Below are 25,046 nucleotides of genomic sequence, written 5' to 3'. Positions count from 1 at the left end.
TGATTCAAATCCTGCCCTCGCGCACGCGCCGCTCCAGCCGGAAAACGCCGGGCGGCACGAAGTACGTTCCGAAGCGCACGAGGCCCGCGCGCTTCAGATGACAGGTCATTTCGAAGCTCACTTGCAGGCCCGGCTCGGACGTATCGACCATCGCGACGTCGATCGCGCGGATGCGCGGCTCGTACTTCAGCAGCGCGACTTCCATCTGCTCCTTCAGCGCCTGTGAAGAAGCCGGCAGCGCCTTGTAGATGTTGGTCAGATCGGGCAGCCCGTAGTCCGGCAGATGCTTGAGGGCACCGGCGCGCGTGTTCAGGATGCGTCGCACGTTCTGCTGCACGCTCAGGACTTCGAGCGTGCGGTCATCGAAATCGCTGAGCGGTTCGCCGTCGATCTGACCGAGCAGCATTTCATATAGGGACGGGCCTGGCATCTTTTCTCGCTTCAGGCGGTTGCGGGCACGGACGAGTCGCGATCGATGAACTCGATCGTCAGATTGCCTTCCTCTGAATAGGCGAGACGAATCTCCGCGGGTGCGGCGCCGCTCGCCATGCGCGTCAGGAGTTCGCGCGAGACAGTCGGCAGAATGCGCTGGTCGAGGAAAGCGTCGATATTGCGGGCGCCCGAATCGCGCGACAGGCACATTTGAGCCAGCGATGCGATCAGCGATTCCTCGCAGGCGAGCGTCACATCGTGCTGACGCTTCAGGCGATCGGCGATCTTCGCGATCTTGAGGCGCACGATATCGCCGAGCGCGCTTACGTCGAGCGGGCGGAACACGAGCGTCTGGAAACGCGCGAGCAGCGCCGGCTGGAAATGCTTCACGAGCGGATCATGGATGGCGTCGAGCAACGCGGCGTGCGCGATGCCGGGCGTGTCCGTGGTCGCATCGTGAATCTGTTCGGAGCCGAGGTTGGACGTCATCAGAATCACGCAGTTGCGGAAGTCGATTTCCCGACCTTCGCCGTCACGCATCGAGCCACGATCGAACACCTGATAGAACATGTCGAGCACGTCGCGATGCGCCTTCTCGACTTCATCCAACAGCACGACGCTATATGGGCGCTGACGCACCGCTTCGGTCAGAACGCCGCCGCGGCCATAGCCGACGTAACCCGGCGGCGAGCCCTTCAACTGCGACACCGTGTGCGCTTCCTGATACTCCGACATGTTGATCGTGGTGAGCGCGGCCTCGCCGCCGAACAGCACATCGGCGAGCGCGAGCGCCGTCTCCGTCTTGCCGACGCCCGAGGGTCCGGTCAGCAGGAACACGCCGAGCGGCGCATGTTCGCTCCTGAGCCCCGCCTTCGCGGTGCGCAGGCTTTGCGCGAGCATGCCGAGCGCGTCGTCTTGCGCGACCACGCGCTTCGCCAGTTGATCTTCGAGCGTGAGCAGATTGAGCAGCTCGTCTTCGACGAGATTGCCGACCGGCACGCCCGTCCATTCGGCGACCACGCGCGCGATGGCCTGTGCGTCGACATCGGCGAAGATCAGCGGCGACTTGCCTTGCGCATCCGTGAGGGCGTGCTTCGCTGCGGCGAACGCATCTGCATCCGGCTTCGTCTTGCCGTCGCCGCGTTGTTCCAGCAGCGCGCGCACCAGCGACAGTTCGCGGTCGTAGCGCGCCTGAACGTCCGCGAGTTCCTGATTCGCTTGCGCCAGTGAGGCGTGGAGCGCGTCGCGATGCGCGGCTGTATCGTCGATGCCCGCCCGTTCGTCGGCATCGATGCTCGCGCCTTCGAGTTCCAGCGCGGCCACGACCGCGCGCGCGCGCTGCAGTTCGGCGGGCGGCGCGTCGAGACCCATACGCACGCGCGCCGCGGCGGTATCGATGAGATCGACGGCCTTGTCCGGCAACTGGCGCGCGGGGATGTAGCGGCGCGACAGTCTGACTGCCGCAACGAGCGCTTCGTCGCGGATATGCACGTTGTGATGCCGTGCGTAGCGCGTCGCGAGGCCACGCAACATGAGACAGGCGGCATCGTCGTCCGGCTCTTCCACCTTGACCATCTGGAAGCGCCGCTCGAGCGCCGCATCCCGCTCGAAGTATTCCTTGTATTCGGACCACGTCGTCGCGGCGATGGTGCGCAACTCGCCGCGCGCGAGTGCAGGCTTCAGCAAGTTCGCAGCGTCCGAGCCGCCGGCCGAGTTGCCCGCGCCGATCAGCGTGTGGGCTTCGTCGATGAACAGCACGATCGGCGTCGCCGATGCCTTGACTTCATCGATCACGTTTTTCAGGCGCTGCTCGAATTCGCCTTTCACGCCCGCACCGGCTTGCAGCAGCCCGAGGTCGAGCGTGAGAATGCGCACGTCGCGCAAGAGAGACGGCACACTGCCTTCGGCGATGCGCAGCGTGAGCCCTTCGACTAGCGCCGTCTTGCCGACGCCCGGCTCGCCCACGAGGATCGGGTTGTTCTTGCGCCGCCGCACGAGCACGTCGATCATCTGCTGGATCTCGCGATCGCGGCCGAACACCGGATCGATTTCGCCGCGACGCGCCTTCTCCGTCAGGTCGATGGCGAAGCGCTCGAGCGCCTGGCCTTCGGTCGAGCGCGGGGCCGCCTGCTTGACGGGCGCTTGAGCATCTGCAACTGGTGCGCTTGCGTCGCCTTCGTCTTCCTGCGCGGGCGCGTTCTCGCACGACGCGCGTCCGAGACGCGGCACGAGCCGTTCGATCTGCGCATCGGAAAGCGAAAAAAGCGGCCACGCGTCCTGCGTCCGCATGACATGCGGTGCGCCGATGAGCGCGCGCAGCAGATGCGCCGAGCGGATCGTACCGTCGATATCCTCGCGCGATGCGAGATGCCACGCGTCCTGAAGCACGCTCGCGAGCTGGATGGAAAGCGACGGCATGCCCCGCAGATTGCGCGGCAGGCGGTCGATTGCGGCGAGCAGTGCGTTCCAGATCGCATCGACATCGATTTCATAGTGACGCAGGATCGCGGGAATGTCGCCTTCGTCCGCCTCGATGAGCTTCAGCAGCCAATGCTCGACGGTGATTTCGTCGGAAAGGCGCGTCTGGCACAGGCTCGCGGCCGCTTCAAGCGTGCGGGCGCAGTGCTGGTTGAGCCGGCGAAGCAGATGAGTGGAGTCGCGCATTGTCATATGAAGTCGGTGCCGAGGTGAATGAAAGAGGGCGTATGGTGGGGATGAATTGCAGAAGAAAAGCCAGCCCGCAAGCAGGCTGGCTTCGACGGCTCACGTTGTCATGAGCCGCTGGGTCACGCGCTTACGCGCGCTCGTTCCACGTGTCCTTGTGGATGATGTTGCCGTCCTTGAACGACCAGGTGATCTGCTCGTAACGCAGTTCGACTTCTTCGAGATGGTTGTGCTTCTCGAAAGCCGGGTTCTTGATGTCGAGCATCTTCGGACGGACCGCGACGACCTTGACGTTGTCGAGCTTGGTGTTGAAGTATTCCTTCTCCTTGCCCGCGTCGTCGATCTTGTACCACTTGATCTCGACCGACTTCAGCGTCTGGCCGCTCGTCACCGCCTTGTACAGATACGGCGTGGACGAATCGGTTTCCTTGGTCAGCGTGATCGGCGCGTGCACGCGCGTGCCGGTGAGCTTGCCGGTGTTGCCATCGGTCGGGATATGCACGCCATGACCGAACTCGACGATCTCGACGCTGCCTTCGCGGCCTTGCACGGTGACGGAACCCTTGATGTCGGCGCCGCCGTCATCCTTCAGCCACATGTATGCGGGAATTGCCATTTACTACTCCTCTTTGGTACTGCCAAGCAATGCTCAGAAAAACAACTCCTGAGCGACAAGATCCCGAAGAGAGAACTCCGGGAATTCGATTAACGATGTCAGTTCGCGACGTTCGCGGTGTCCGGTACGAGAGTGATTTCCACGCGACGGTTCTTCGCGCGCCCTTGTGGCGTGTCGTTCGCGACGATGGGGCGTGTGTCGCCGTAGCCCTGAACCGCAAACTGCGTAGCCGGTATGCCGGACGCTTCGATCAGCCAGTCGCGCAGAGCCGCGGCGCGCGCGTTCGACAGCTTCAGATTGCTCGCGGCATTGCCCACGTTGTCCGTATGGCCCGCCACGAGGATCCGCTTGCCCGGATGCGCCTTGATCATTTCGACGGCTTCGACGAGCACGCGCGTCGATCCCGGTTTAAGTTGCGCCTTGCCGCTGTCGAAGAGCGACATGCTGTCGAGCGTCACCACGGCGGGCGGCGGCGCAGGCGGCTGATAGCTGGCGATGGCGGTATTCAACGTCGGCAGCAATTGCGCGCCGCGATAGAGCCCGAAGGACAGTCTGAGCGGCACGCCCGTGCGCGCGTAGCGATCCAGTTCATCGCGATCGGCGACGAGCGCCTTCAACGCGTCGCGGCGCGCGGCGTCGTGCTCCGGCGTGACGGCTGCGTAGCGGTCCATGTCCGCCTGCAGGCGCTCGAGCAGCGCCGCATTGTTGCGGCCCGCGCCGAGGATCGCGGCGCCTGCCGCCAGTGCCACGATGCCGATGGCATGTGCGAAGGCGGCCACGCGCGGGGACGTCACGATGCGGCGGGGCATTGCTTCGATCAGCGATTGCGGCAACGGCCACGGAGCCGGGCTTGCTTCGACGCTCGCGGGCGCGATGTGCGTTTGCATCTGCACGTCCTGCTCCCACGGTTTATGTGCGTCGCTGGCGGGCCCGCAGTCGATCCAGCCTGCGCCGTAGAGCGCCCAGGGCGTGGCCGGCTGGCGCGGATCGGTCAGCGTGCCGAACACCATGCGCTGCGTCCAGCCGACGATGGATGCCAGTGCGGCCGCATGGGCGGACGCGTAACGATCGCCCGCATGGCGGCAGGCATCGTCTTCCGCATTGCGGATCAGCGCTTCGAAGCGCCGGGCGTCGACGAGCGGCGTCCCCGACGACACACAGTGCCATCGGCGTGCCGCGTTTGCGTCGCTGCACGCGATACGTGTCAGGCGCTGATACACCGCGACATAACCCGGCAAGCGCACGCTCACGATGCGCGAGGCATCGGCGAGCGCCTGGCGCGCCACGCGCAGGCTTTGCGAGAGCACATCGGCGTCGGCGTGGAGCGCGGGCGCAATGCTCAGCACGACGCCGTCGGGCGCCTGGCCGTCGCGCCACTGGCGCATCGCGAGTGCGATGCCGGGCAGATCCTGCGGACGATCCACGCGCAGCCAGATCGCGCCATCGCCGATAAGCACGAGACGCGGCGTGCCCGAGCCGTGATCGAAAAGCGAGGCGAGCGCATCGCCCATGACGAGCACGAGCGGCATGCGCGTGCGCAGGTTCAGCGGAATATCGACGGTCGCCGCACCCAGCGCGTTCAGGACATGCATGCTGCTGCGGCGCGCGCGTGACAGGCGTCGCGTGCGCCAGCCGACGAGGGCCGCCGCGACGATCACAATGCCTGCCGTCGAAAGCCAGATCCATTCCTTGCCGAACGGCTGCACGAACCACTGCACGGCGAGCGCGAGCAGCGCCGCGAAGACGACGATGGTGCGCGCCGGATAACCCAGTCTCTGCATGGCGCTCACGGCTTGACTGCGTTGGGAATCAGCGCGGCGAGCTGCATGTCGAGGGTGACGTGCCAGATGAACCACGTAACGAGCGCGACGGCGCAGCCGATTCCGGCGACGGCCCACGGCGAGATGCGCCGAAGCCAGTTGCCGAAGCGCCGGCCCGGCTGGTCGATGACGAGCGAGCGCTCGCTTTCGGGACGAAGGCGCGCGATCAGCGCGCTCAACTCATCGATGAGTGCCAGACGCTGATTCTCGCCATTGCCCGAATATCGGCCGCGAAAGCCCAGTCCGAGAATCGCCGCGTAACACTCGAGCAGATCGACTTGCGGCGAGTGTTCGCGCATGCGGAACTCCAGCCGCTCGAAGACGCGTTCGCCGCCGTCGTGCTGCTTGAACCTCTCGACCTGCAAAGGCTGTGCGGACCACAGCGGCTTCTCTTCATCGGAGAGATGATGCAGCGCCGTTTCGTCGAGCAAGGCGCATTGGGCCTTCACCGCGTCCTCGCGTACTTCGTCCGGATAGCCTCGGAGATGGAGCGCCGCGCTGAATTCGTCGGTCATCGACTTGCAGTGCGCACGCAACGATGCGAACTCGGCAGAGGAGCCGCCTGTCGACAGATTCGCGACGAAGAGCGCGGTGTCGCGCAGCAGATCGCGGATACCGGTCATGACCGACGGCGCGACGCCCGGAGCCGGCTCGACGAGGCTCGAGTGTGCGGAAGACGTGGACAGCATGTTCATGAGCGCAGCACCGCGTAGAGTTCGAGCGAGACATCCGGGACGGATGTCGGCAGATAGATCTGGCATGCACGCGCGGCCAGCATGCGCGCGTGCGCGGGACTCGCGGCATCGAGCGCGAAGTACTGGTTATCGAGGCGCACGGGAATTGCCGCCGGCACGCGCTGAACGGCCTTCAACGCGATACCTGCCAGAGCCGAATTGACGATGTGATCGACCTCGTCCGGCGCGCCGATCTTGCACAGCCGCGGAATGCGTTCGACGAGTTCGAACGCGGGCAGCGTCGAATTGACCGACAGATACCAGTCGGCGGCGCCATCGGCGATACGGGTGTCGAGAATCTGGCCGGTCCACGTCGTCGCGTTCTCGTGCGCGAGATCGATCGGCACGACACGCGACGGGATGATCGCATCCAGCAAGTTCCGGATCATCGATTCGATGTCCGCAAAGACTTCGTCGGCGCGGACGTGATCGTACGCAGGAATGTCCGTGAGCTGCGAGCTCGTGGAGAACGTCATCAACGCGCTGGCGAGCTCGGCGAGGACCGTGTACAAGCGCTCGGGCGGCAAGTTCGGATTCGAAGCGAGGAATCGGAGTTGCGGCCACGCGGCATGGATGCAATGCAGAAGCCAGAACAACTGCACGTCGGCGACGCCGTATTCCGCGACCTGTTCGATGCGCTCGCTGCGCCGCGCGCCGAGGGCGAGGCTCTTCGCCAGCAGGATGTCGGCGATCCGGCCGATGCGCTCGACGTGAAGCTCATGCGCGCCCAGCGACAGGCAAGGCGGCACGTAGCGCCGGTCGAGCTGGAACTGGCCGCTCGTGGAACGGACGAGGCGTGCGATGGCGCAAACGGTGTCATCGGCGTGCGGCTCGAAATCGAACAGCAGACGCACGGCATGACGTTCCGCGGCGATTTCGCTTTCGTCGGTGCCGTTTGTGTCGACGACCTTGACGAACTCGCGGTAGGCGCGGCGCGGACGCGTGAGCGCCGCCTCATCCATGCGGCAGTTGTTGCCGTTGGCGTCTGGCAGCGCGAGCGCGGCCAGCACGGTCACGCTTTGCCGATCCGCGCTCACGCCTTGCGTGAGATCGCGCGCAGGGGGTACCCGGCGGGTATTGCCGCGTTCATCGTGTTGCGCCGATTCAGCATGTATGAAGGGCGGCGTCTGGATGTTCAAGCGTGGAATGCTGCATGCAAGCGCCACCGTGAGGAAGCGTTTGTACTCGCAGGGTCGCTTCGCATTCATCCGGCTGCTCGAGCGCGCGAGAGTTTCGCAGCAGGATAATGCGCGCTATCTGCTGTCGTGGACGCCGGACCAGGGCGCGGGGTCCTCGCTCTCGGTGCAGTTGCGCGCCGAAGCGGGCGCGGGTCCGCTTGACGTGCTGGCGCTGCGTCACTTCACACTGCCCTCGCGCATCTTCGTGACGAAGACGCTCGCCGAGAAGGCAACCGGGCAGCCGCCGCCGCCCTTGCCACCTGGTGCGCTGGCTGCCGCGCAGAAGGTTGGCGTCCCGTTACCGGGGGCGAACTGATGCACGCGGCGCGTTAGTTCACGCCGATCTGGAACGCGCGAGTGCGTGGTCCGAAGCGCCCCATCGGCGAATACATCGAACTGTGCAACCGAAAGCGGCCCCCCACTCGAGCCTGACGGATCAAACGCCGGACGAGGCATACTTTGCGACGCTAACCGCGATTAAATCGGCAGCATGATCGCCCCGGACGTTCCACCTAAAAAACTCAGAAAACCCTCCGAACGAGCGAGGCCCCCTCTGGCCTCCGCTCAACAGGAAAGAGAAAGCCCCGCGCAAAGCGGGGCAACCATCCTCTCAAACCTCCAACTGCTCCAGCACCTTCCCCTTCGTCTCGATCCCCATGAAATGCACCGCCGCCGCCGCGACGACCGGCACGACCGCGAGCGCATAGAACGCGATGTCCATGTTCCCGCCCATCAGCGTCTTGCCGACGAGCGCCGGCGCGAAGATCGCCGCGATCTTGAGCCATGCGCCACCGAGACCACAACCGAAAGCGCGGATACTCGTCGGATATAACTCCGGCGTATAAACATAAGCGGTGATAAACCCGCAAGCCATGAAGCCGAGCGCGAGCGCGCAGAACGTCGCAACCACATACACAGACTGCGCGACGAACACGCCCGCGCATACCAGCGACACCGCGCACAACACGAACGACCAGTTGATGACCGGCTTGCGCCCGACCCTGTCGACGATCAGCGCGCACGTCAGCGAGCCGATCACGCCCAGCACCGACGCCGCCACCGCAAGATTCAGCGCAAGCTGCAGCGGCGCGTGATAAACCGTCTTGTAGATCGTCGGCAACCACGTCGAGAGACCGTACTGCAGCACGCCGCACGTCATCCACAGCAGCGCGACGGCGATCGTGCGCTTCAGATACGCCGGCCCGATCAGATCGAGACGGCGCCGCTTCGGATGCCGATTCGCCATCGCTTCGAATTCGGCGAGATTGCCGAGCGGCGGCAACGGCCGCTTGACGGTCGCTTCGAATGCGGAAAGCGCATCGCCCGCTTCCTTCATGCGGCCGCGTTCACCGAGCCAGCGCGGCGATTCCGGCACCAGCGCGCGCAACATGAAGAACAGCACGAGCGGAATGCCGCCGATGAAATACATCGCTTCCCATCCGAATCGCGGCACGATCCACGCGCCGAGCGCATTCGATGCAAGCAGGCCGATCGGAAACACGATCTCATACAGCAGCACGAAGCGCCCGCGTCCATGCGCGCGCGTGATCTCGTTGATGTACGTCGCCGCCACCGGCAACTCGCCGCCGAGCCCGAGGCCCTGCACGATGCGCAACGCGACGAACACGGCGAACGAAGGCGCGAAGCCGCATGCAATGCTCGTCAGTCCGATGATCCCCGAGCTCCACGCGATCGAACGCACGCGCCCGAAGCGTTCCGCAAGCGAAGGAAACAGGAATGCGCCGATCAATTGTCCGATCGATCCCGACGCGATCAGAAAGCCGACCTGTCCCGGCGTAAGCCCCCAACGCTGGATGAGCAGCGGCAAGGTCGCCGCGATGACGATGACATCGAAGCCATCGAAGAACGTCGCCGCGCCGATCAGAATCCGCGCGCGCACCTGCATCGCATTGGCGGGCAGCCGTTCGATGCGCGCGATGATCGATCCCTTCGTGACCGCGTGAGCGGCCGCGCTCGCGTCCGCGACTGTCGTGGCCGTGCCGCCGTGCTCAACGGCCGTGTTGCTCATGCTCCTCATGCCTGCTCCCGTCAATGTGTTATGCGAGTGCCTTCGCCGTATCCGCGAGCGACGCGATATCGACCGCGCGTCCCTGGCTCATCCATTTCTTCGCGACCTTCAGATCGCGCGTCGCGTTGATCGCGATGACGCCGCGCAATACATCGCCTTCGAAGAAGAAGAGCGATGCACGACGCGCGTCCAGATCGCCGCGCACGACAGGCGTCGCGCCCGGCGGAATGTCGCCGAGAATCTGCAGGTTCACGTCGTACTGATCCGACCAGAACCACGGAATCTCCGCATACGGCGTGCGAACGCCGAGCACGGCGCGGGCCGTCGCGATCGCCTGGTTCTGCGCGTTCGCCCACGATTCGAGACGCACGCGGCGCTTCAGCCACGCATTCGGATGATTGGCGACATCGCCGCAAGCGAACACATGTGCATCGTGGGTCGCGCCGAATTCATCGACGACGATGCCGTCGTTCACTTCGATGCCCGCGCTTTCCGCGAGCGCCGTGTGCGGCGCGAGACCGATGCCCGCGACGGCAAAGCCGGCGTCGATGAACGTGCCATCGGCCATCGAAGCGCGCACGCCGCCTTCGCAGTCTTCGAGCGATACGACCGATGCATTCAAACGCACATCGACACCGTTATCGCGATGCAACTTCAGCAGAAAGTCCGACACGCTCGCGGGCACCGAACGTCCGCACAGACGCGGCGCACCTTCGATCACGGTCACATCGACGCCGAGCTTCTTCGCGGTCGCCGCGACTTCAAGGCCGATCCATCCGCCGCCGATCACGAGCAGGCGCTTCGCATGACTCTCGCGCAGACGCTTGCCGATATGCACCGCATCGTCGAGTGTGCGCAGATAGGCAAGATGCGAAGTCTTCACGAGCGATGCCGGCAGACGGCGCGCCGCACCGCCCGTTGCGATGACAAGCCGGTCGTACTGCACTTCGCGTCCACTCGCGGTACGCACGATGCGCGCGTCGCGATCGATCGACGTCGCGCGTTCCGGCTGCCACGCTTCGACGTTCAACGCGGCGAATGCATCGTGATCGACGAGACGCACGGTTTCGATATCCGCTTCGCCCGCGAGCACGGCCTTCGACAACGGCGGGCGCTCATAAGGAAGATGAATCTCGTCGGCGATCATCACGAGGCGGCCATCGAAGCCCTCCTTGCGCAACGTCTTCACGATCCAGCCCGCCGCCTGTCCGCCGCCGATCACGACGACTGTCTGAAGATCAGCCATTTTTCCGCTCCGTCATGAACTTGCCTTCGGGCGCCTTCGCCTCTTTCTGGCGGCGCGTGTTGCCGTCGAGACCTCCATCGACGGCCCATTCCGCAAACACGGTCGGACCCGGCTCGAACTCGCGCGGCTGCCATTCGGGCGTGAGCACGTCTTCATCGGCGTAATACTCGATGAGACCGCCCGCCGGATTCTTGAAGTACCAGAAGTACGCCGACGAAACCGGATGACGTCCCGGTCCGAGTTGCGTGGTCCATCCGCAGCGGCTGATATGCAGGCCGCCGCCGAAGACTTCGTGGATGTCGCGCACCGTGAACGCGACGTGATTCAGGCCGCGTTTTCCATCGGGTAGTTGCAAGAGAAACAAATCGTGATGACCGCCATGCGGCGCGCAACGCATGAACGCGCCGCGTCCCGGATAGCGGTCCGATGTCTCGAAGCCGAGCAGCTCGTGATAGAACTTTTCCTGCTCCGCGACGCAGTTCGTGAAGAACACGACGTGTCCCACTTCGACGGGTTCCGCGCGCTCATAGACGGGGCTCGGCGTATCGATGCGCTGCGCGTTGCCCCACACGTTCGACAGTGAGCCCTTCACGTCGATGTCGCGCTTCTTCGTCACTTCCACACGAATCGCCATGCCGTTCGGATCGATGCAACCGACCGCATCGTCGGTTTCGATGTGACCGGGCTGGCCCGCGAAGCGTCCGCGCAATGCGTCGAGTTCGGCGCGCGTCGCGACGGACCACGTCACTTCGCGCAACGTCGGACCGCCTTCGAATGCGGGCGGCAGCGCGGGATCGTCGGCCAATGCAAGCAGCACTTCGCAGCCGTTGAGCGTTTCGAAACGCGCGCGCGCTTCATCGTGCGCGACTTCCTTCAATCCCCAGTCCGCGAAAAAGCGCCGGCAGGTGTCGAGATCGGTCACGCCGTAGGTGATGCGTTCAATGCCAAGGATCGTCATGGCAACTCCTTCAGTTCGCCCACGGCAGCGGGGCATCGTTCAAGCCCCAGTACAGGCTCTTTTGCTGCATGTATTCGCGCAGGCCGAGACGGCCTTTCTCGCGTCCCATGCCGCTGTCTTTCCATCCGCCGAAAGGCGTCGAAATCGAAAACTGCTTGTACGTGTTGATCCAGACCGTGCCCGCGCTCAACGCGCGCGCGAGGTTCCATGCGCGCTTGTAGTCGCGCGTCCAGATGCCGGCGGCGAGACCGAACACGCTGTCGTTCGCTTGTTGCAACAACGCGGCTTCGTCGTCGAAGGGCAGGGCGGCAAGCACCGGGCCGAAGATTTCTTCCTGACACATGCGCGCATCGTTCGCGAGACCTTCGATGATCGTCGGCAGATAGAAGAAGCCTTTCTCGCGGCCATCGCCCGTCGGACGTTCGCCGCCGCATAACAGCGTGCCGCCTTCTTCGAGACCGAGCGCGACATAGCGTTCGATGCTCTCGCGATGCTGCGATGTGATGAGCGGACCCATCTGCGTGATTTCGCGCGTGGGATCGCCGACGCGCAGCCTGCGTGCGCGATCGACGAGACGCGACATGAACTCGCCGTACACCTTGCGTTCGACGAAGAGCCGCGATCCCGCGATGCACGATTCGCCCGATGAACTGAAGATGCCGTACAGCACGCCGTTCACTGCGTGATCGAGATCGGCATCGGCATAGACGATGGTCGGCGACTTGCCGCCCAGTTCGAGCGATACCGGCATCAGCTTTTCCGCAGCAAGACGCGCAATACCGCGACCGACTTCGGTGCCGCCCGTGAACGCGACCTTCTTGACGAGCGGATGACGCACGAGCGCATCGCCGATGACCGAGCCCTTGCCGGGCAACACGCTCACGACGCCTTTCGGCACGCCCGCTTCCTCGCAGATGCGCGCGAGCGCAAGCGATGCCAGCGGCGTCACTTCAGCGGGCTTCAGCACGACCGCGTTGCCGGCCGCGAGCGCAGGCGCGAGCTTTTGCGCATCGGATGCGATCGGCGAATTCCACGGCGTGATTGCCGCGATGACGCCGAGCGGTTCGTGCACGCTCATCGTCAGATAATCGCCGCGCGAAGGCGTGAGTTCTTCTTCGAGCGTTTCGAGGCACGCTGCGAAGTAGCGGAACGTGTTGGCCGCGCTCGTGACCAGGGCGCGCGTTTCGCTGATCGGCTTGCCGTTGTCGCGGCGCTGCAATTGCGCGAGCGCTTCATGACGCGCTTCGATCAGATTCGCGATGCGATGCAGAACCGCAGCACGCTGATGCGGCTTCAGTCCGGCCCAATCGGCCTGCCTGTAAGCGCGATCCGCGATCTCGACGGCTTCGCGCGCGTCGTCGGCATCGGCGGTGCTGATCTCCGCGTTGACGGATTGATCGGCGGGATAGATGCTCGCGTACTGATTGCCGCGCCCTTTGCGCCACTCGCCGCCGATATAGATATCGCCGGACGCTACGAGCGAAGTGTCGGGATGATTCATCTTTCTGAAGCTCCTTAGATGACGCAACGCGCGGCGCGATTGCGCAACGCACGGATTGCGCTGAATGCAGTCAACGCCGATGTCTTCGGATTCGACGGCAACGGCTTGCCGCACATTTCCAGCGACATCTCGCCGAACGCGCCGCGTGCGACGATGCGATGCACGTTGCGCTCGACAGCCGGATCGGCGATGAGACGCACGCGTGTGCCATCGAGCCCGAGTCCCGCCAACGCGATGGTCGCCGCGACGTTCGCGTTCTTCGGATAGAGACGCGCCGCATCGCGTGCAGTGCCTTCGAAGATGACCTTTTCTTCAGTCAGCGACTTCAGATCGCAGAGCGTTTCAGCAGGCGTGCCGAGCCAGCCGAGCGGCGGCTTGCGGCCGGTGTACTGCACGTCGTCCAGGCCGCCTTCCTTCGCGGCGGCGAGCGCATCGACGCCGCCGATCGCACCCGAGAGCAGCGTGATCGTGGCCGCGCCTTCATTGGCGGCATTGGCGAGGGCATCGAGCAAGCCGGCTTCCGACAGCGCGCCGATCGATGCGACCGCGCAATCCGTGCCCGACTTCAGCAACGGCACGACATGATCGACGAGCGCCGCATGTCCCGCGCATTCGAGCGCGAATTCCGGATGACTGGCGAGCGCATCGACGTGCGACACGACATCGACGTTATCGCCGAGCACGGCGCGCACGTTGTCGCGATCGCGTTCCGGCACGATCACATGCGAGATGCGAACGAGCGGATCGTTGTCGAGCGCGCGATACACCGCCGAACCGATCGCGCCGAAGCCGATCATCGCGATGTCGATCGCTTGCCGTGCATGGAGGGGATCACGCATATTCCGGCTCCTTCGGCTCTTCCTTCTTGACGGGCGGCCCGGCGAACGCGGTCGCGAACGAGCCGACCGACAGCATGTCCACTTCGACCAGCACCGGGCCATCGATCGCGAGCCCTTCGCGCACGATGTCATCGGCCTGATCGAGCGACGTGATGCGGCGATGCGCAAGGCCGAGACTCGCGCAGAACTGCGCGAAATCCGGCTGATGCAGATCGACGAACATGCGGCGTCCGCCGTAGTTCGCGTCCTGAATGTTGCGGATCACGCCGTAGCATTGATCGTTCATCAGCACGATCATGACGTTGGCCTTTTCCTGCACGGCGGTTGCGAGCTCGCCGACATTGACCATCAGACCGCCATCGCCGACGAGCGCGACCGTCTTCTTCGCCGCGCCCGAAAGCGCGGCGCCGATCGCCATCTGCATGCCTTGCCCGATGCCGCCACCGAGCGCATGCACGCCCGCGCGCGGATTGAAAATCTTCAGCAGGCGATTGCCCCACGTGCTGTTCGAAATCGTCACGTCGCGGACCCAGTTGTAATCGCGGCCCACCGCGCGTTGCAGCGAATCGACGAGACGCTTGTACGGTCCAAGTCCCTTCGACACTTCCGCGACGGCCGTTTCGCGCGCTGCCGCGAGATCGCTCGCGAACGCGGCATCGATGCGGATGCGGCCTTCGAGCAGCGTCGCGAGTTCATCGAGCACGCGCGATGCATCGCCATGCACGAAGAGTTCGTTGCGATAGCCGCGGTTATCGGCGAGCGCATCGGCGTCGATGCGATAAAGCGGCTGCGGCAGCGCGAGCTTGTACTTCAGCGTTTCGTTGCCGCGCAGACGCGAGCCGACGACGACGAGCGCATCGCAGGTCTTGTAGAACGCTTCGACGGACGGATGCACGTTGAATGCGCCGAGCGTCGCCGGATGATCTTCCGGCAGCACGCCGCGACCTTGCACGCTCGTCACCACGCCGAAGCCGAGCTTCACGAGGCGCTCGACCGCGCCGCGCGCATGACGCGTGCCGCCGCCGAGCCATAGCAACGGACGCTTCGCGTTCGTGAGCGCATCGGCGAGCTGCTTCACGCGCAGACTGTCGTGCGTGAGCATGCCGACGTGCGGCGCGGCGAGATCGGCGGGCCATTCGATTTCAGCGGCCTGAATGTCGATGGGAATCTCGACGCTCACCGGGCCCGCAGGCGCAGTGAGCGCGACGCGCACGGCTTCGCGAATCGTCGGCAACGCGGTGTCCACGGTGCGTACGCGAAACGCCGCCTTGGAGATGGATTGCAGCATCGACAACTGATCGGGCGCTTCGTGGATATACGCGAGATCCTGATCGAGATACTCGGTTTCGATCTGCCCGGTGATATGCAGCAACGCCGTGCCCGCCGTCAGCGCTTCGACCATCGCGCCCGCTGCGTTGCCGGCAGCCGTGCCCGTCGACGTGAACGCGACGCCGAGTTCGCCGGATACGCGCGCGAGTCCGTCGGCCATGTTCAGGGCGCCCGCTTCGCCGCGCGCGCCGACATAGCGGATGTTGCCGCGACGCCCGATCGCATCGAGGATCGGCATGTTGTGAATCGAGATCACGCCGAACGCCGTGCGGACGCCGCATTGTTCGAGGAACGCGGCGATCAGTTCGCCGACCGTGGTTTTTTCAGACATGACGAGCAAAGCCTCCGGAAACATCGATATGGCTGCCGGTCGTGTACGACGACAGCGTTGTTGCGAGATAGAAGAGCGCCTGCGCCGCTTCTTCGGGCAAGCCGAAGCGGGCGAGCGGAATGTTTTTCTTGCGCGCGAGCTCGCCGGTCCATTCTTCCCAGCTTTGGCGCGTGGGGTTATCGGCGTTCTCGTCCAAATAGTTCTGATAGCGACGCTTCCATTGCCCCGATTCGACGATGCCGATGAGAATCGAATTCACGCGGATGCGTTGCGGCGCGAGTTCCGTCGCAAGCGATTTCACGAGACTCAACACGCCCGCGCGCGCCGATGAAGTCGCGACCATATGCGGCTCTGGTTGCAGCGCGAGCAGCGAGTTCACGCAGACGATCGCGGACGAAGGCGCATCTTTCAGCATCGGCAAGAAGGCGCGCGTCGGACGAATGATGCTGAAGTACTTCAGTTCCAGTTCGTCGCGCCAGGCGTCGTCGGTGGTATCGGCGAATGTGGAGACGCGGCCCTGACCCGCGTTATTCACGAGCATGTCGACGCGGCCGAAGCGTTGCATTACCTGCGATGCGAATGCGTTCACTTGGTCCGCGTCAAGCACGTCGCAACGCGCGGCGAACAGTTGCGCTTGCGGGAATTCATCGGCGAGCGTTGCCTGCGCGCCTTGCAGACGTTCGCTGTCGCGCCCGCAAATGGCCACCGATGCGCCCGCTTGCAAGAACAACTTCGCCGTCGCGAGACCGATGCCCGACGAACCGCCGGTGACGACAGCGACCTGGTCCGAGAGATCGATTCGAATCATTGCAACCCCAGAGATTTCATGTAGCGGTTCGACGCGGACGCACGCGCGCCCGGGCGATAGTTGAGACGCATCGAGAGCGCATCGGCGGCTTCGCGAACCTTGTCGACGAGACCGCTGTCGAGCAACGCTGCGTCGATCTCGGGACGCGGAATCGTCGTCGTGATGACGGCGACGATGCGTCCCGTGTCGTTGCGAACGGGCGCGGTGACGACCGATATGCCGCGCTCGAACGACGACTGGCTTGTCGCGTAGCCGCGTTCGGCGTCTTCCTTCACGCGCTCGAAGAGCTCTTCGACCGTTTCGGGCGTGGACGTCGTGAAGCGTTCGAGATGCGCTTCCGGGTAGAGCGCGCGAAGTTCATCGAGCGAAAGATCGCCCATCAGAACGTGGCCGTGCGTCGTCGCATGGGCGGGAAGGCGCGTGCCGACGTTCACCTTCACCGAACTGAAGATAGGCGCGTGACTCTGCGCTTTCGCGACGAACACGACATCGCGCCCATCGCGAATGAGAATGTGGCTCGTGAGACCGGTCGCGTCGCGCAATGCTTCGATGATCGGCAGGCCGAGATCGGTGAGTTCAAGCGAGCTCAGATATTCGAAGCCGAGACGCAGCACGGCGACGCCCAGCCGATAGTTGCGGTCCTTGTCCGCGCGCTCCAGAAAGCCGAGCGATTCGAGCGTCTGCAACAGGCGGAAAACCGTCGTGCGCGGAATGCCGAGGCGTCGCGACAATTCGGGCGCGCCAAGCACCGGTTCGCGCGGCGAGAACTCGGTGAGGATCTTCAATCCGCGTTCGAGTCCCGGCACGATGTAAGTCGGTTCGCCCTTGTCGGCTTCTTCCGTGGCAGGGGATGTCATTGCGGTACTCCGTCTTTCGTGTGGCATTCGATGCTTTCGCAAAACGCATCGATCAATGCGGTGTATGCAGCGGGTGATTCGACGTAGCCTGCATGGCCCGCACGCGGCATCACTTGCAGATTGACCCGCGCGGCCTGCGCGATGCGCTCGCATGCGTCGGGCGGCGTGATCGCATCGTCCGCGCCGACGGCGACCGCGATGCGTCCGTGAAAGCGCGCGATATCCGCTGCGAGATCGGCGTTGGCAAGCAGATGCGTCGCTTGCGCATAGCCTGCGGGGACGATGCGCGCCATGTTCCAGCGGACACATTCGCGCGCTTCATCGTCGGCGTAGTGCGAAAGCATGTTGGCGCTGCGCTCGCGTGCGAGTCCTTGCGGGCCGAGTTCGATCAGCATCTTCAAACGTGCATCGCGTTTCGATTCGCGCACTTCCTTCGATGCAGCGCCATAACCCGCAGCCGGCGATATCAGCAGCAGGCCCGCGACGCGCTGTGGCGTATGCACGGCGAATGATCCCGCGATGATCGCGCCGAGCGAATGGCCGACGATCACGCATCGATCGATATCGAGCGCATCGAGCCACGCGCGCAACGCTTGCCCGTAATCGAGCGCAAGCGGCGAATCGTTACGTATGCAACTAGATTCGCCATACCCCGGCGCGTCCCATGCGATGACACGCCGCTTCGCACCGAGCGCGTCGAGCTGCCGGACCCACGACGCCGCGCCCGACCCGATCCCATGCAGCAGCACGACGGGCAGCGCGCGCCGATGCATCGCACCTGCCTCGCGATAACCCGTGATGCCGTGCGCGGTTTCGATATGCGTGTCGGGAAAGCACGCGAGCGTCTGGATGTTCATGCGAGCCTCAGCGCTTCAACTTCGCCAGCGGCGAATCCGGCGGATACGTCGGCGTGATGGGTTTCGGCGCGCCGAGCATCACGCACATCAGCGCGTCTTCCTCGCCGATGTTGATCTCGGTGCGATACACGCCCGGCGGCACGGAAATGAGATCGCGCTCGCCGAGCACGGCTTCCCACGTTTGTCCGTCCTTCTCGCAGACGACTTTCATCTTTCCGCGCAGCACGAAAAAAATCTCTTCGACGTCGATATGAATATGACTCGGCCCGATGTTGCCGGCGGGAATGACCATCGTCGAAAACGTGAAGCTGCCTGCGGGAATCGTGTTCATGTCCTTCGATACACCCGTGCCGCCCGTGCCGACATAACGCATCTGCGCGCGACGATACTTCGGGTCGTAGTCGGCCTGGAACTTGAGCGCGTCCCAGTCGTAACGGCGCGTTTCGAGGCGCGCGACGCGCGTGTCCATCCATTGTGCGAAGCTCGCTTCGGCGGGCTGATCCCACGACTTGCGTTCGATGTCTGCATCGGCCATTGCTTTCTCCAGGTTCCAATCAAATAGAGCGAATCAATTCATCACGAAGCCGCCGTTCACCGGCAGCAACTGGCCCGTTACGAAGCGCGCCGCATCCGAGAGCAGGAACAGCACGGGGCCGTTCACGTCGTCGGGGACTTGCGCGCGCGTCAATGCGCGGCCTTTGAGGTAATACTCGTGACGCTCGGCGGGCACATATGCGGTGGCTTCCACTTCGGTGAGGCCGGGCGCGATCGCGTTGACGGTCACGTTGTCCGCGCCGAACTCGCGGGCGAGCGAGCGCGTCATCGCGATCACCGCGCCCTTGCTCGCGACGTATGCGAGCAGCTTCGGCGCGCCCCACAGCGCCGTATCGGATGCGATGTTCACGATCGCGCCGCGTCCCGAATCCTTCAGATGCGGCAGGCACGCGACGCTCATCAGCCAAGTGCCGCGCACGTTCACGTTCATCACCGCATCCCATGTTTGCGGTGTGAGCTCGCTGGCGGACTTGCCGCCCGAGTTGGTGATCGCGGCGTTGTTGATGAGCGCATCGAGACCGCCCAACGCATTCGTGCCTTGTTCGACGAATTCGGCGATGCTTCGCGGTTCGTTCAGATCGAGCGGGAAGAAGTGCACGTCACGCAGTTCGCGCGCAAGTGCTTCCCCTTCTTCGCTAAGCACATCGCCGAACGCGACGTGCGCGCCTTGCCCGACGAGCGCGCGCACGAAGGCCGCGCCGAGTCCGCGAGCGCCGCCGGTCACGATCACGCGACGGCCGTCGAGCGCTTTCGACGCATCACGCATGAGCGTGCTCCGTGTTCTTCGGCAATGCTTCGAGCGCGGCGAGATGTTGCTGCGCGCGCTGCTTCAACATGCGACGCACGCGCGTCATGCCGACATCGTGCTGATAGAGGAATTCGTGATCGCGTGCGTTCGGCGCCAGGCTTTCGAGCACATAGCGGTCTTGTTCGAGCACGGCCCAGTGCAGTCCTTCGAGACGATTGCGATACAGGAAGCGCCACGCATCGCGCTGCCATCCGGAGACCTTGCGCGTGCGCCAGAAGTAGACCTGGCAGTTGTCGTTGTCGACGGGCGTAGCAAAACCGATGATCCCGAAGTTGCCGCCGGGCCCGAACTTCTTCTTGTACGGAATCGCGAGGCGCATCCACAGGCAGCCGGTTTCGCCGAGCTCCACCCAGTCGAAGTTCACGTCGCGCTGATTGACCTTCTCGAACATCAAGCCAGTTTCGGTCTTGCGCACGCGCATGTCGGCCTGCTTGTCGCCCTCGGCCATCGAATGCGATGTCGCGTGGAGATACGCGCCGTGCATCGGGTCCATCACGTTGTCGATCGCGTACTGGTAATTGCACTTCCAGTGCGACATGCACAGGAAGCTCGCGTATTCCTCGGCGACGAGTTCTTCGGGCAGCACGAGCGGCGCGGGTTCCTTGTTGGCGTCGTCGCCGAACCAGAGGAAGATCGCGCCCGCGCGTTCTTCGACGGGGTACGACTTCACGCACTTCTGGCCTTCGAGCGGGCACGCGGACACGGCGGGCACTTTCTGCACAGTGCCGCTGCCATCGACTTCGATGCCGTGATACCAGCACGCGACGCTGCCGCCGAGATTCCAGCCGAGCGACAGACGCGCACCGCGATGCGGACAGCGATCTTCGAGCGCATGCACTTTGCCTTCGTTGTCGCGCCAGAGCACGATCTGATCGCCGAGTCGCGTCAAGCCGATGGGCGCATTCGCCACTTGCCAGCTCGGCGCCACGGGATACCAGTAATTGCGCAAGCCGCGATCGAGATAGGCCTGAACGGGATCGGCGGCGGTTGTTTGCTGAGGGGACGTCATGGGAAGAAGCTCCTTCTTTATTCGGCGAGCGTGCGCAGTTCGGCGGCGAGGCGGTCGGCGGTCCATGCGGTGCCTTCCGGCGTGCGGAAACCGTCCTTGTTCAAGCCCGCGACCACCTGTTCCAGTTCCAGCGCGCCCGCTTCGAAGACGCGTTCGAGCGCATCGCCGAAGTCGTTTTCGTATTGCGTCGGCTCGGCCTTGCGCGTCTGCCAGATGAAGTTTTCAGTCTCGCCCGGCTTTTCGATCACGCCCTTGCCGGCGACGTTGTTCGGCTGCGGCGCGAGCCACGGCTTGAGATGCGGGTTGAAGTTCACGACTTTTTCCATGTCACGCCACCTTGATCTGAATTTCCTCGCCGGCGAGGCGCACCGAATACGTCTTCAGGTCGCGGCCGCCGGGCTCTTTCAGGCATTTGCCCGTGGGGATGTGAAACACCGCTTCGTGCAGCGGACATTCGACGGTGTCGCCATCGACGAAGCCTTGCGTCAGCAACGCATATGCGTGCGGGCAGACGTTCTCGAGCGCATATAGCGCGTCGCCCACTTTGTAGATTCCGATTTCCGCGCCGTCATCGAGCTTGAATTCGATTGGTGCGTCTTCCGACAGATCGCCGGCATGCCCGGCGCAGCGCCATTGTTCAGACATCTTTCACCCTTTCCTCTGGTTCGTCTGTGTTCCACTAAAGGAACAACAGTTCGTGTATGGTGATTATAGGAGTCGACTGGCTCGGAAAAAATATAAAAGTAGATATCTAGGTGAAAACACTTAAGTCGACGCGGTTCAAAGCTCGCGGATGAAGTAAGAACGCCCGTTTGTCATTGATCCGTAAGCCCTTTTGCCCGGCAGATGCGCCGTGTCCGCGTCGTCTCAGGGTCTACCCGGCTTCATCACAAATTTATTTTTTTGGCGCGGGAAAGCTCACTATACTTTCCATAGGCAGGACGGTGATCCATATATGGAACGCAAGCGAGTGGCGGACGTCTTGCTGGGGAAGGGCAACAACTGCGATCAGCAGGAACAGGAAAGCGGGCGAGGCCCGCGCTCGAACCACACGATCAGGAGAACGAAGGGTGAAGCACATCATCGCAGCGGGGCTCATCGGGGCCGGGGTCGCGACCGGTGCGGCCGCGCAAAGCACGGTCACGCTCTATGGCAGTCTCGATGCCGGCATCGCGTATATCAACAACGTCGGCGGCCATCCGAAGTGGATGGAGGAGCAGGGCAACATGCAGCCGGATCGCTGGGGCTTTCGCGTGGTCGAGGATTTGGGGGGCGGGCTCAAGACCGTCGCGCAACTCGAGAACGGCTTCTACACGAACACGGGCAACTTCGCGAAGGCGGGCACGCTTTGGAATAGGCAGGCGTATCTCGGGCTCGAGCAGGAAAACGTCGGCACGCTGACGCTCGGTCATCAGACGCCGTTCAGCTTCGACATGCTCGGACCGCTATCGACCGCGTATCTCGCGGCGAGCTGGTACGCGTTTCATCCGGGCAACATCGATCAATTGGCGGATACGGGCGTGGTGCCCTACGACAACTCGGTGAAATTCCGCTCGGCGAACTTCTATGGCTTCTCTGCGGGCGCGATGATGGGCCTCGGCAACACGACGAACTTCTCGACGGGCCGCAACTACGGCTTCGGCATTACGTATGCGAACGGTCCGTTCAAGGCGGCGGCCACGTATTCGAACGAGCACAATCGCACGCCCGCGATCGCGACGACCGGTCTGACGACGTTTCAGGGTCAGCCGGCGGCGACTTACATGGCGGACAAGCAGGAGGAGATGGGCGCGGGTGCGTCGTATGAGATCGGCAAGTTCGTCGTGCATGCGCTTTATACGCGCGTGAAGCTGCAATCGAACGGGCAGTCCGATACGTTTCAGTCATACGATGCGGGGTTGACCTTTAAACCGGTCGCGTGGAACTGGATCGCGGGCGGCGCGGCGACGACGACGTTCGCGGGCGGACGATGGACGCAGTTCGAAATCGGCGATATCTATATGTTGTCGAAGTCGACGCAGCTTTATGTCAATGCGCTTTATGAGCATGCTACTGGGGGGGTGAAGGCGGCTTTCTTTACCGCTGGGGTGTCGAGTACGGCGAATCAGGTCATCGTGCTGGCGGGGATTCATCACTCGTTTTGATTTTTTGGTTTTGGTTTTGGTTTTCGCCGGATCCCGTATTCGCGTCGGTCTATTGGCACTGCCCCTGTGCGGGGCGGCGCCTACTTTCTTTGCAAAATTAACCATTACCACGGAAATGGTACGGTCCGTCAGATTCTGGATTGGGCGGCGATGCGCGGCTCGCGCAGCGGCCCGGACCCGGCACGCTTCGACGGGCACATCGAGCATCTCCTCGCGAACCGATGAAGGCGAAGCCGACCCGCTCAACCTTGCTTTCCATCGCAGAGTGCGAAGTTGCGGGTTGTGTCGCGTGTGCGCCAGCGGCAGCATGCACCGTTCAAGCGATCGTTGTTGACGGTAACGCCATTCTGAACGTCAACAGCTCGGGCGCGAGCGACGAGCGCGCGGTCACGGTTGGCGCTTCCTCGACGAGCGCAACTGTGACCATCAGCAAGCTATCGATTAAGGGGAACGTGCGGACCTACCCAGGCGACACGCAATATCCGATTGGGCTTATCAATCTTCAAGCGGGGGCCGTGGCACTCGCTGATGTCGCGGGCAACGATTTCAGTGTGCCCGCTATGCCGTTTGGAATTGCGCTATCGACAGTACGACAGCGGTAGCGCCATTTCAGTCCTTCGACAGCGGGAACCTGCTGCCCGGGCAGCGCGTATTGCGAGGCACGGCTCCGCCGACCTCCGGAACGTGGGTCATCGGTGACACCATGACCAATAGCAACCCGGCCGGAACAGCCGTCGCCGGGTGGACCTGCACCGCAGCAGGCACGCCGGAACGTGGAAGGCTTTCGGAGCGCTCTCGTAAAGCGTCGCTCCGCTATGTCCATCCGCTACGCCGCAGCTCTGCTACACGTCCTTGCTCGTCGTATTCGAAACGTTGCACCTGACCGAGCGCGTTCTTCGTGCTGACGAGTTGATTGTTCTCGTTCCAGTTGAACGCGTCGCTGGTTCCGTCCGGATGCTCGACCAGAATGATGCGGTTGTGCTGGTCGTATCGATGGATCGTGGCGTTGCCTTCGCCGTCCGTGACTTTGGTGTACCAGTGCTCGCGGTGATATTCGAAGCGCGTGTCCTCTTTCGGGGCCAGCGCGTGAACGTTCATTTCACGGTCGAGGATTGTGTCCTTGGCGATCCACGTCCGCACGCAGCGCGATTGCGCGGACGTTGCCGCGCTTCGGCCCAACGCGTCCCATTCGAGATTGGCCGGGTTGCCGTTGAAGTCCGTGTAGCGCGTAAGGAGGTGATGCTGATAGACATACGTGCGCGCGTGATGAAGTACGTCGCGGTGCTCGATCAGATCGCCTTCTGGACTGTGCGTGTACTGCGCGATCGCCTCGTCGCGGCTGCCGTGCAAGCCGATCCGATAGATTGCCGCCACACGCCCGTTCACGGTCTCGATACGAATCGTGTTCTCCGCGCCGTCGGTGATGCCGGTCAGTTCGTCCTTGTCGTTGTAGCTCAACGTCAGCCCGAGACCGTCGCGGCCCGTGCGGGCAACGAGCCGGTAGCGCGAAGTCTTCACCGTGCGGCTTTGCTCGTAGACCTCGCGCGAGCCATCGGGATAGGCGAGTTGCAGAGTGCGCGCATCGACTCGGCTGATGGTGAGCTGCTCGCTCGGCACCTCGATCGAATCGCCGAGCGGGACGGCGGGCAGCGGCACCGCGCGCGCGTCCGGATCGAAGAAGGTCAGCGCGCCGCTGTCGTGCTCGTCGATCGACAGGTGATAGGGACTCGTCCAGCGCGCCCCGAGCGGACTCGCATCGTAAGCGCAAAGGCTCGACCGATAGCGCCGCGTCCAGACGATCGGCGTCACGCCGTCGAGCGCGAAGTCGGTCTGTTCGAGGTTCTCGTCGCCCATCGCATAGTTGACCGGCTTCTTGCTCGCCGTTGCCGGACACCCACAGCCGTCCTTCGCGGGCAGGTCGCTGGGCTTTGCGCCTTTCTGCGTGGTCTCGCGATGTTCGCCAGGCTTGGTGTGCGGCTTTTCCATCGTGCCGGGCGCGGCGTGCGCGGTATGCGAGGGAATGCCGCGCGCCTTGCGCCGCTTGATTTCCGCTACGACCTGAGCGGCCATGAAGATCAGAGTGCCGGCCGTGGCCGCATCGCCGAATGCCTGCTTGAGCATCGCGCTGCGGTTGGCGTCGAAGGCATCGAGCCATTTCAGGATCGTGTCGCGCTGGCCCGAGAGCTTCAGCAATTCATCGATGCCATGCAGGGTGACCGAATCGACGGTGGCCTGCGTGAGCTTCGGCTGGGTTTTCGGCGTCGGGTTGGCGGGCGTGATTTCGTAAGTAATGACGCGCCGCTCTTCGGCATTCTGTTTGATAGCCGGCGC

At 63.6% G+C, this 25,046-nt stretch carries 23 protein-coding genes; 2 read left to right on the top strand and 21 right to left on the bottom strand.

What is annotated here, in order from left to right; all coding sequences use genetic code 11:
* Positions 1–4: 4 nt before the first annotated feature.
* The 6 genes from tssE to tssK form a co-directional block, all read right to left on the bottom strand.
* Positions 5–430 carry a type VI secretion system baseplate subunit TssE gene (tssE, locus tag NCS67_RS27825; protein WP_033536886.1) on the bottom strand — a complete coding sequence of 142 codons (426 nt, stop codon included), beginning with the start codon at positions 428–430 and terminating at the stop codon, positions 5–7.
* Positions 431–441: 11 nt separating this feature from the next.
* The gene (gene tssH, locus NCS67_RS27820; RefSeq protein WP_250437499.1) at positions 442–3,102 is read right to left on the bottom strand and encodes a type VI secretion system ATPase TssH; all 2,661 of its coding nucleotides are present in this window, start codon (positions 3,100–3,102) and stop codon (positions 442–444) included.
* Positions 3,103–3,226: 124 nt separating this feature from the next.
* The gene (locus NCS67_RS27815; protein WP_008346030.1) at positions 3,227–3,712 is read right to left on the bottom strand and encodes an Hcp family type VI secretion system effector; all 486 of its coding nucleotides are present in this window, start codon (positions 3,710–3,712) and stop codon (positions 3,227–3,229) included.
* Between the two features lie 98 nt (positions 3,713–3,810).
* Positions 3,811–5,493, bottom strand: coding sequence for an OmpA family protein (locus tag NCS67_RS27810; protein ID WP_250437541.1), 1,683 nt, complete (start codon positions 5,491–5,493; stop codon positions 3,811–3,813).
* Positions 5,494–5,498: 5 nt separating this feature from the next.
* Positions 5,499–6,227: a type IVB secretion system protein IcmH/DotU gene (gene icmH / locus NCS67_RS27805; RefSeq protein WP_175980335.1), complete on the bottom strand. Its 729-nt coding sequence runs from the start codon at positions 6,225–6,227 to the stop codon at positions 5,499–5,501.
* Positions 6,224–7,381, bottom strand: coding sequence for a type VI secretion system baseplate subunit TssK (tssK, locus tag NCS67_RS27800; RefSeq protein ID WP_250437540.1), 1,158 nt, complete (start codon positions 7,379–7,381; stop codon positions 6,224–6,226). The genes icmH and tssK overlap by 4 nt, the downstream gene beginning before the upstream one ends.
* Positions 7,382–7,397: 16 nt before the next feature.
* Here tssK and NCS67_RS27795 point away from each other — a divergent pair, with 16 nt between their 5' ends.
* Positions 7,398–7,760, top strand: coding sequence for a hypothetical protein (locus NCS67_RS27795; protein ID WP_502801879.1), 363 nt, complete (start codon positions 7,398–7,400; stop codon positions 7,758–7,760).
* 294 nt (positions 7,761–8,054) lie between these two features.
* Here NCS67_RS27795 and NCS67_RS27790 read toward each other — a convergent pair whose 3' ends face one another.
* From NCS67_RS27790 to NCS67_RS27725, 14 genes are read right to left on the bottom strand one after another with little or no spacing between them, the layout of a single operon-like run.
* On the bottom strand, positions 8,055–9,473 hold the full coding sequence (locus tag NCS67_RS27790; RefSeq protein WP_250437498.1) for an MFS transporter: 1,419 nt from the start codon (positions 9,471–9,473) through the stop codon (positions 8,055–8,057).
* A 28-nt stretch (positions 9,474–9,501) separates the two neighbouring features.
* On the bottom strand, positions 9,502–10,719 hold the full coding sequence (locus NCS67_RS27785) for an NAD(P)/FAD-dependent oxidoreductase (protein ID WP_250437497.1): 1,218 nt from the start codon (positions 10,717–10,719) through the stop codon (positions 9,502–9,504).
* On the bottom strand, positions 10,712–11,677 hold the full coding sequence (locus NCS67_RS27780) for a VOC family protein (RefSeq protein ID WP_008346011.1): 966 nt from the start codon (positions 11,675–11,677) through the stop codon (positions 10,712–10,714). The genes NCS67_RS27785 and NCS67_RS27780 overlap by 8 nt, the downstream gene beginning before the upstream one ends.
* Before the next feature lie 10 nt (positions 11,678–11,687).
* Positions 11,688–13,178 carry an aldehyde dehydrogenase gene (locus tag NCS67_RS27775; protein ID WP_250437496.1) on the bottom strand — a complete coding sequence of 497 codons (1,491 nt, stop codon included), beginning with the start codon at positions 13,176–13,178 and terminating at the stop codon, positions 11,688–11,690.
* 14 nt (positions 13,179–13,192) lie between these two features.
* A complete protein-coding gene (locus tag NCS67_RS27770) occupies positions 13,193–14,017 on the bottom strand; it encodes an aspartate dehydrogenase (protein WP_008346008.1) in 825 nt (274 codons plus the stop codon).
* Positions 14,010–15,677, bottom strand: a complete 1,668-nt coding sequence (locus tag NCS67_RS27765) for a thiamine pyrophosphate-binding protein (protein WP_008346007.1) — start codon at positions 15,675–15,677, stop codon at positions 14,010–14,012. Before NCS67_RS27765 ends, NCS67_RS27770 begins: the two co-directional genes overlap by 8 nt.
* The gene (locus NCS67_RS27760) at positions 15,670–16,485 is read right to left on the bottom strand and encodes an SDR family oxidoreductase (protein WP_250437495.1); all 816 of its coding nucleotides are present in this window, start codon (positions 16,483–16,485) and stop codon (positions 15,670–15,672) included. The genes NCS67_RS27765 and NCS67_RS27760 overlap by 8 nt, the downstream gene beginning before the upstream one ends.
* A complete protein-coding gene (locus tag NCS67_RS27755) occupies positions 16,482–17,342 on the bottom strand; it encodes an IclR family transcriptional regulator (RefSeq protein WP_250437493.1) in 861 nt (286 codons plus the stop codon). Before NCS67_RS27755 ends, NCS67_RS27760 begins: the two co-directional genes overlap by 4 nt.
* Positions 17,339–18,199: an alpha/beta fold hydrolase gene (locus tag NCS67_RS27750; RefSeq protein WP_250437492.1), complete on the bottom strand. Its 861-nt coding sequence runs from the start codon at positions 18,197–18,199 to the stop codon at positions 17,339–17,341. Before NCS67_RS27750 ends, NCS67_RS27755 begins: the two co-directional genes overlap by 4 nt.
* Positions 18,200–18,206: 7 nt before the next feature.
* Entirely contained in the window at positions 18,207–18,734 is a 528-nt protein-coding gene (locus tag NCS67_RS27745; protein WP_008345999.1) for a cupin domain-containing protein, read from the bottom strand.
* A gap of 33 nt (positions 18,735–18,767) precedes the next feature.
* Positions 18,768–19,520, bottom strand: a complete 753-nt coding sequence (locus NCS67_RS27740; RefSeq protein ID WP_008345996.1) for an SDR family oxidoreductase — start codon at positions 19,518–19,520, stop codon at positions 18,768–18,770.
* Positions 19,513–20,571: an aromatic ring-hydroxylating dioxygenase subunit alpha gene (locus tag NCS67_RS27735; RefSeq protein WP_008345995.1), complete on the bottom strand. Its 1,059-nt coding sequence runs from the start codon at positions 20,569–20,571 to the stop codon at positions 19,513–19,515. Before NCS67_RS27735 ends, NCS67_RS27740 begins: the two co-directional genes overlap by 8 nt.
* Positions 20,572–20,588: 17 nt before the next feature.
* Positions 20,589–20,897, bottom strand: coding sequence for a recombinase-like helix-turn-helix domain-containing protein (locus tag NCS67_RS27730; RefSeq protein ID WP_175980345.1), 309 nt, complete (start codon positions 20,895–20,897; stop codon positions 20,589–20,591).
* Between the two features lies 1 nt (position 20,898).
* Positions 20,899–21,216, bottom strand: coding sequence for a non-heme iron oxygenase ferredoxin subunit (locus tag NCS67_RS27725; RefSeq protein ID WP_008345991.1), 318 nt, complete (start codon positions 21,214–21,216; stop codon positions 20,899–20,901).
* A 425-nt stretch (positions 21,217–21,641) separates the two neighbouring features.
* Here NCS67_RS27725 and NCS67_RS27720 point away from each other — a divergent pair, with 425 nt between their 5' ends.
* A complete protein-coding gene (locus tag NCS67_RS27720) occupies positions 21,642–22,715 on the top strand; it encodes a porin (RefSeq protein ID WP_008345987.1) in 1,074 nt (357 codons plus the stop codon).
* Between the two features lie 813 nt (positions 22,716–23,528).
* Here NCS67_RS27720 and NCS67_RS27715 read toward each other — a convergent pair.
* The coding region (locus tag NCS67_RS27715; RefSeq protein WP_250437491.1) for an RHS repeat domain-containing protein at positions 23,529–25,046 on the bottom strand (1,518 nt) is incomplete at its 5' end.

Origin of the sequence: Caballeronia sp. ATUFL_F2_KS9A, assembly GCF_023630765.1 — a bacterium.
GTDB classification, from domain to species: Bacteria; Pseudomonadota; Gammaproteobacteria; order Burkholderiales; family Burkholderiaceae; genus Caballeronia; species Caballeronia zhejiangensis.
Note: the sequence above shows the minus strand (reverse complement) of the source record. Positions and strands in the feature narration are given on the sequence as shown.

Excerpts from the sequence above, each read along its gene's own strand:
- NCS67_RS27740 (WP_008345996.1), bottom strand. The coding sequence starts at position 19,520 with ATGCGTGATGCGTCGAAAGCGCTCGACGGCCGTCGCGTGATCGTGACC.
- NCS67_RS27770 (WP_008346008.1), bottom strand. The coding sequence starts at position 14,017 with ATGCGTGATCCCCTCCATGCACGGCAAGCGATCGACATCGCGATGATC.
- icmH (WP_175980335.1), bottom strand. The coding sequence starts at position 6,227 with ATGAACATGCTGTCCACGTCTTCCGCACACTCGAGCCTCGTCGAGCCG.
- NCS67_RS27760 (WP_250437495.1), bottom strand. The coding sequence starts at position 16,485 with ATGATTCGAATCGATCTCTCGGACCAGGTCGCTGTCGTCACCGGCGGT.
- NCS67_RS27780 (WP_008346011.1), bottom strand. The coding sequence starts at position 11,677 with ATGACGATCCTTGGCATTGAACGCATCACCTACGGCGTGACCGATCTC.
- NCS67_RS27730 (WP_175980345.1), bottom strand. The coding sequence starts at position 20,897 with ATGGAAAAAGTCGTGAACTTCAACCCGCATCTCAAGCCGTGGCTCGCG.
- NCS67_RS27790 (WP_250437498.1), bottom strand. The coding sequence starts at position 9,473 with ATGAGCAACACGGCCGTTGAGCACGGCGGCACGGCCACGACAGTCGCG.
- NCS67_RS27750 (WP_250437492.1), bottom strand. The coding sequence starts at position 18,199 with ATGAACATCCAGACGCTCGCGTGCTTTCCCGACACGCATATCGAAACC.
- NCS67_RS27795 (WP_502801879.1), top strand. The coding sequence starts at position 7,398 with ATGTTCAAGCGTGGAATGCTGCATGCAAGCGCCACCGTGAGGAAGCGT.
- tssE (WP_033536886.1), bottom strand. The coding sequence starts at position 430 with ATGCCAGGCCCGTCCCTATATGAAATGCTGCTCGGTCAGATCGACGGC.
- NCS67_RS27725 (WP_008345991.1), bottom strand. The coding sequence starts at position 21,216 with ATGTCTGAACAATGGCGCTGCGCCGGGCATGCCGGCGATCTGTCGGAA.
- NCS67_RS27765 (WP_008346007.1), bottom strand. The coding sequence starts at position 15,677 with ATGTCTGAAAAAACCACGGTCGGCGAACTGATCGCCGCGTTCCTCGAA.
- NCS67_RS27755 (WP_250437493.1), bottom strand. The coding sequence starts at position 17,342 with ATGACATCCCCTGCCACGGAAGAAGCCGACAAGGGCGAACCGACTTAC.
- tssH (WP_250437499.1), bottom strand. The coding sequence starts at position 3,102 with ATGACAATGCGCGACTCCACTCATCTGCTTCGCCGGCTCAACCAGCAC.
- NCS67_RS27745 (WP_008345999.1), bottom strand. The coding sequence starts at position 18,734 with ATGGCCGATGCAGACATCGAACGCAAGTCGTGGGATCAGCCCGCCGAA.
- NCS67_RS27785 (WP_250437497.1), bottom strand. The coding sequence starts at position 10,719 with ATGGCTGATCTTCAGACAGTCGTCGTGATCGGCGGCGGACAGGCGGCG.
- NCS67_RS27735 (WP_008345995.1), bottom strand. The coding sequence starts at position 20,571 with ATGACGTCCCCTCAGCAAACAACCGCCGCCGATCCCGTTCAGGCCTAT.
- NCS67_RS27815 (WP_008346030.1), bottom strand. The coding sequence starts at position 3,712 with ATGGCAATTCCCGCATACATGTGGCTGAAGGATGACGGCGGCGCCGAC.
- NCS67_RS27810 (WP_250437541.1), bottom strand. The coding sequence starts at position 5,493 with ATGCAGAGACTGGGTTATCCGGCGCGCACCATCGTCGTCTTCGCGGCG.
- NCS67_RS27775 (WP_250437496.1), bottom strand. The coding sequence starts at position 13,178 with ATGAATCATCCCGACACTTCGCTCGTAGCGTCCGGCGATATCTATATC.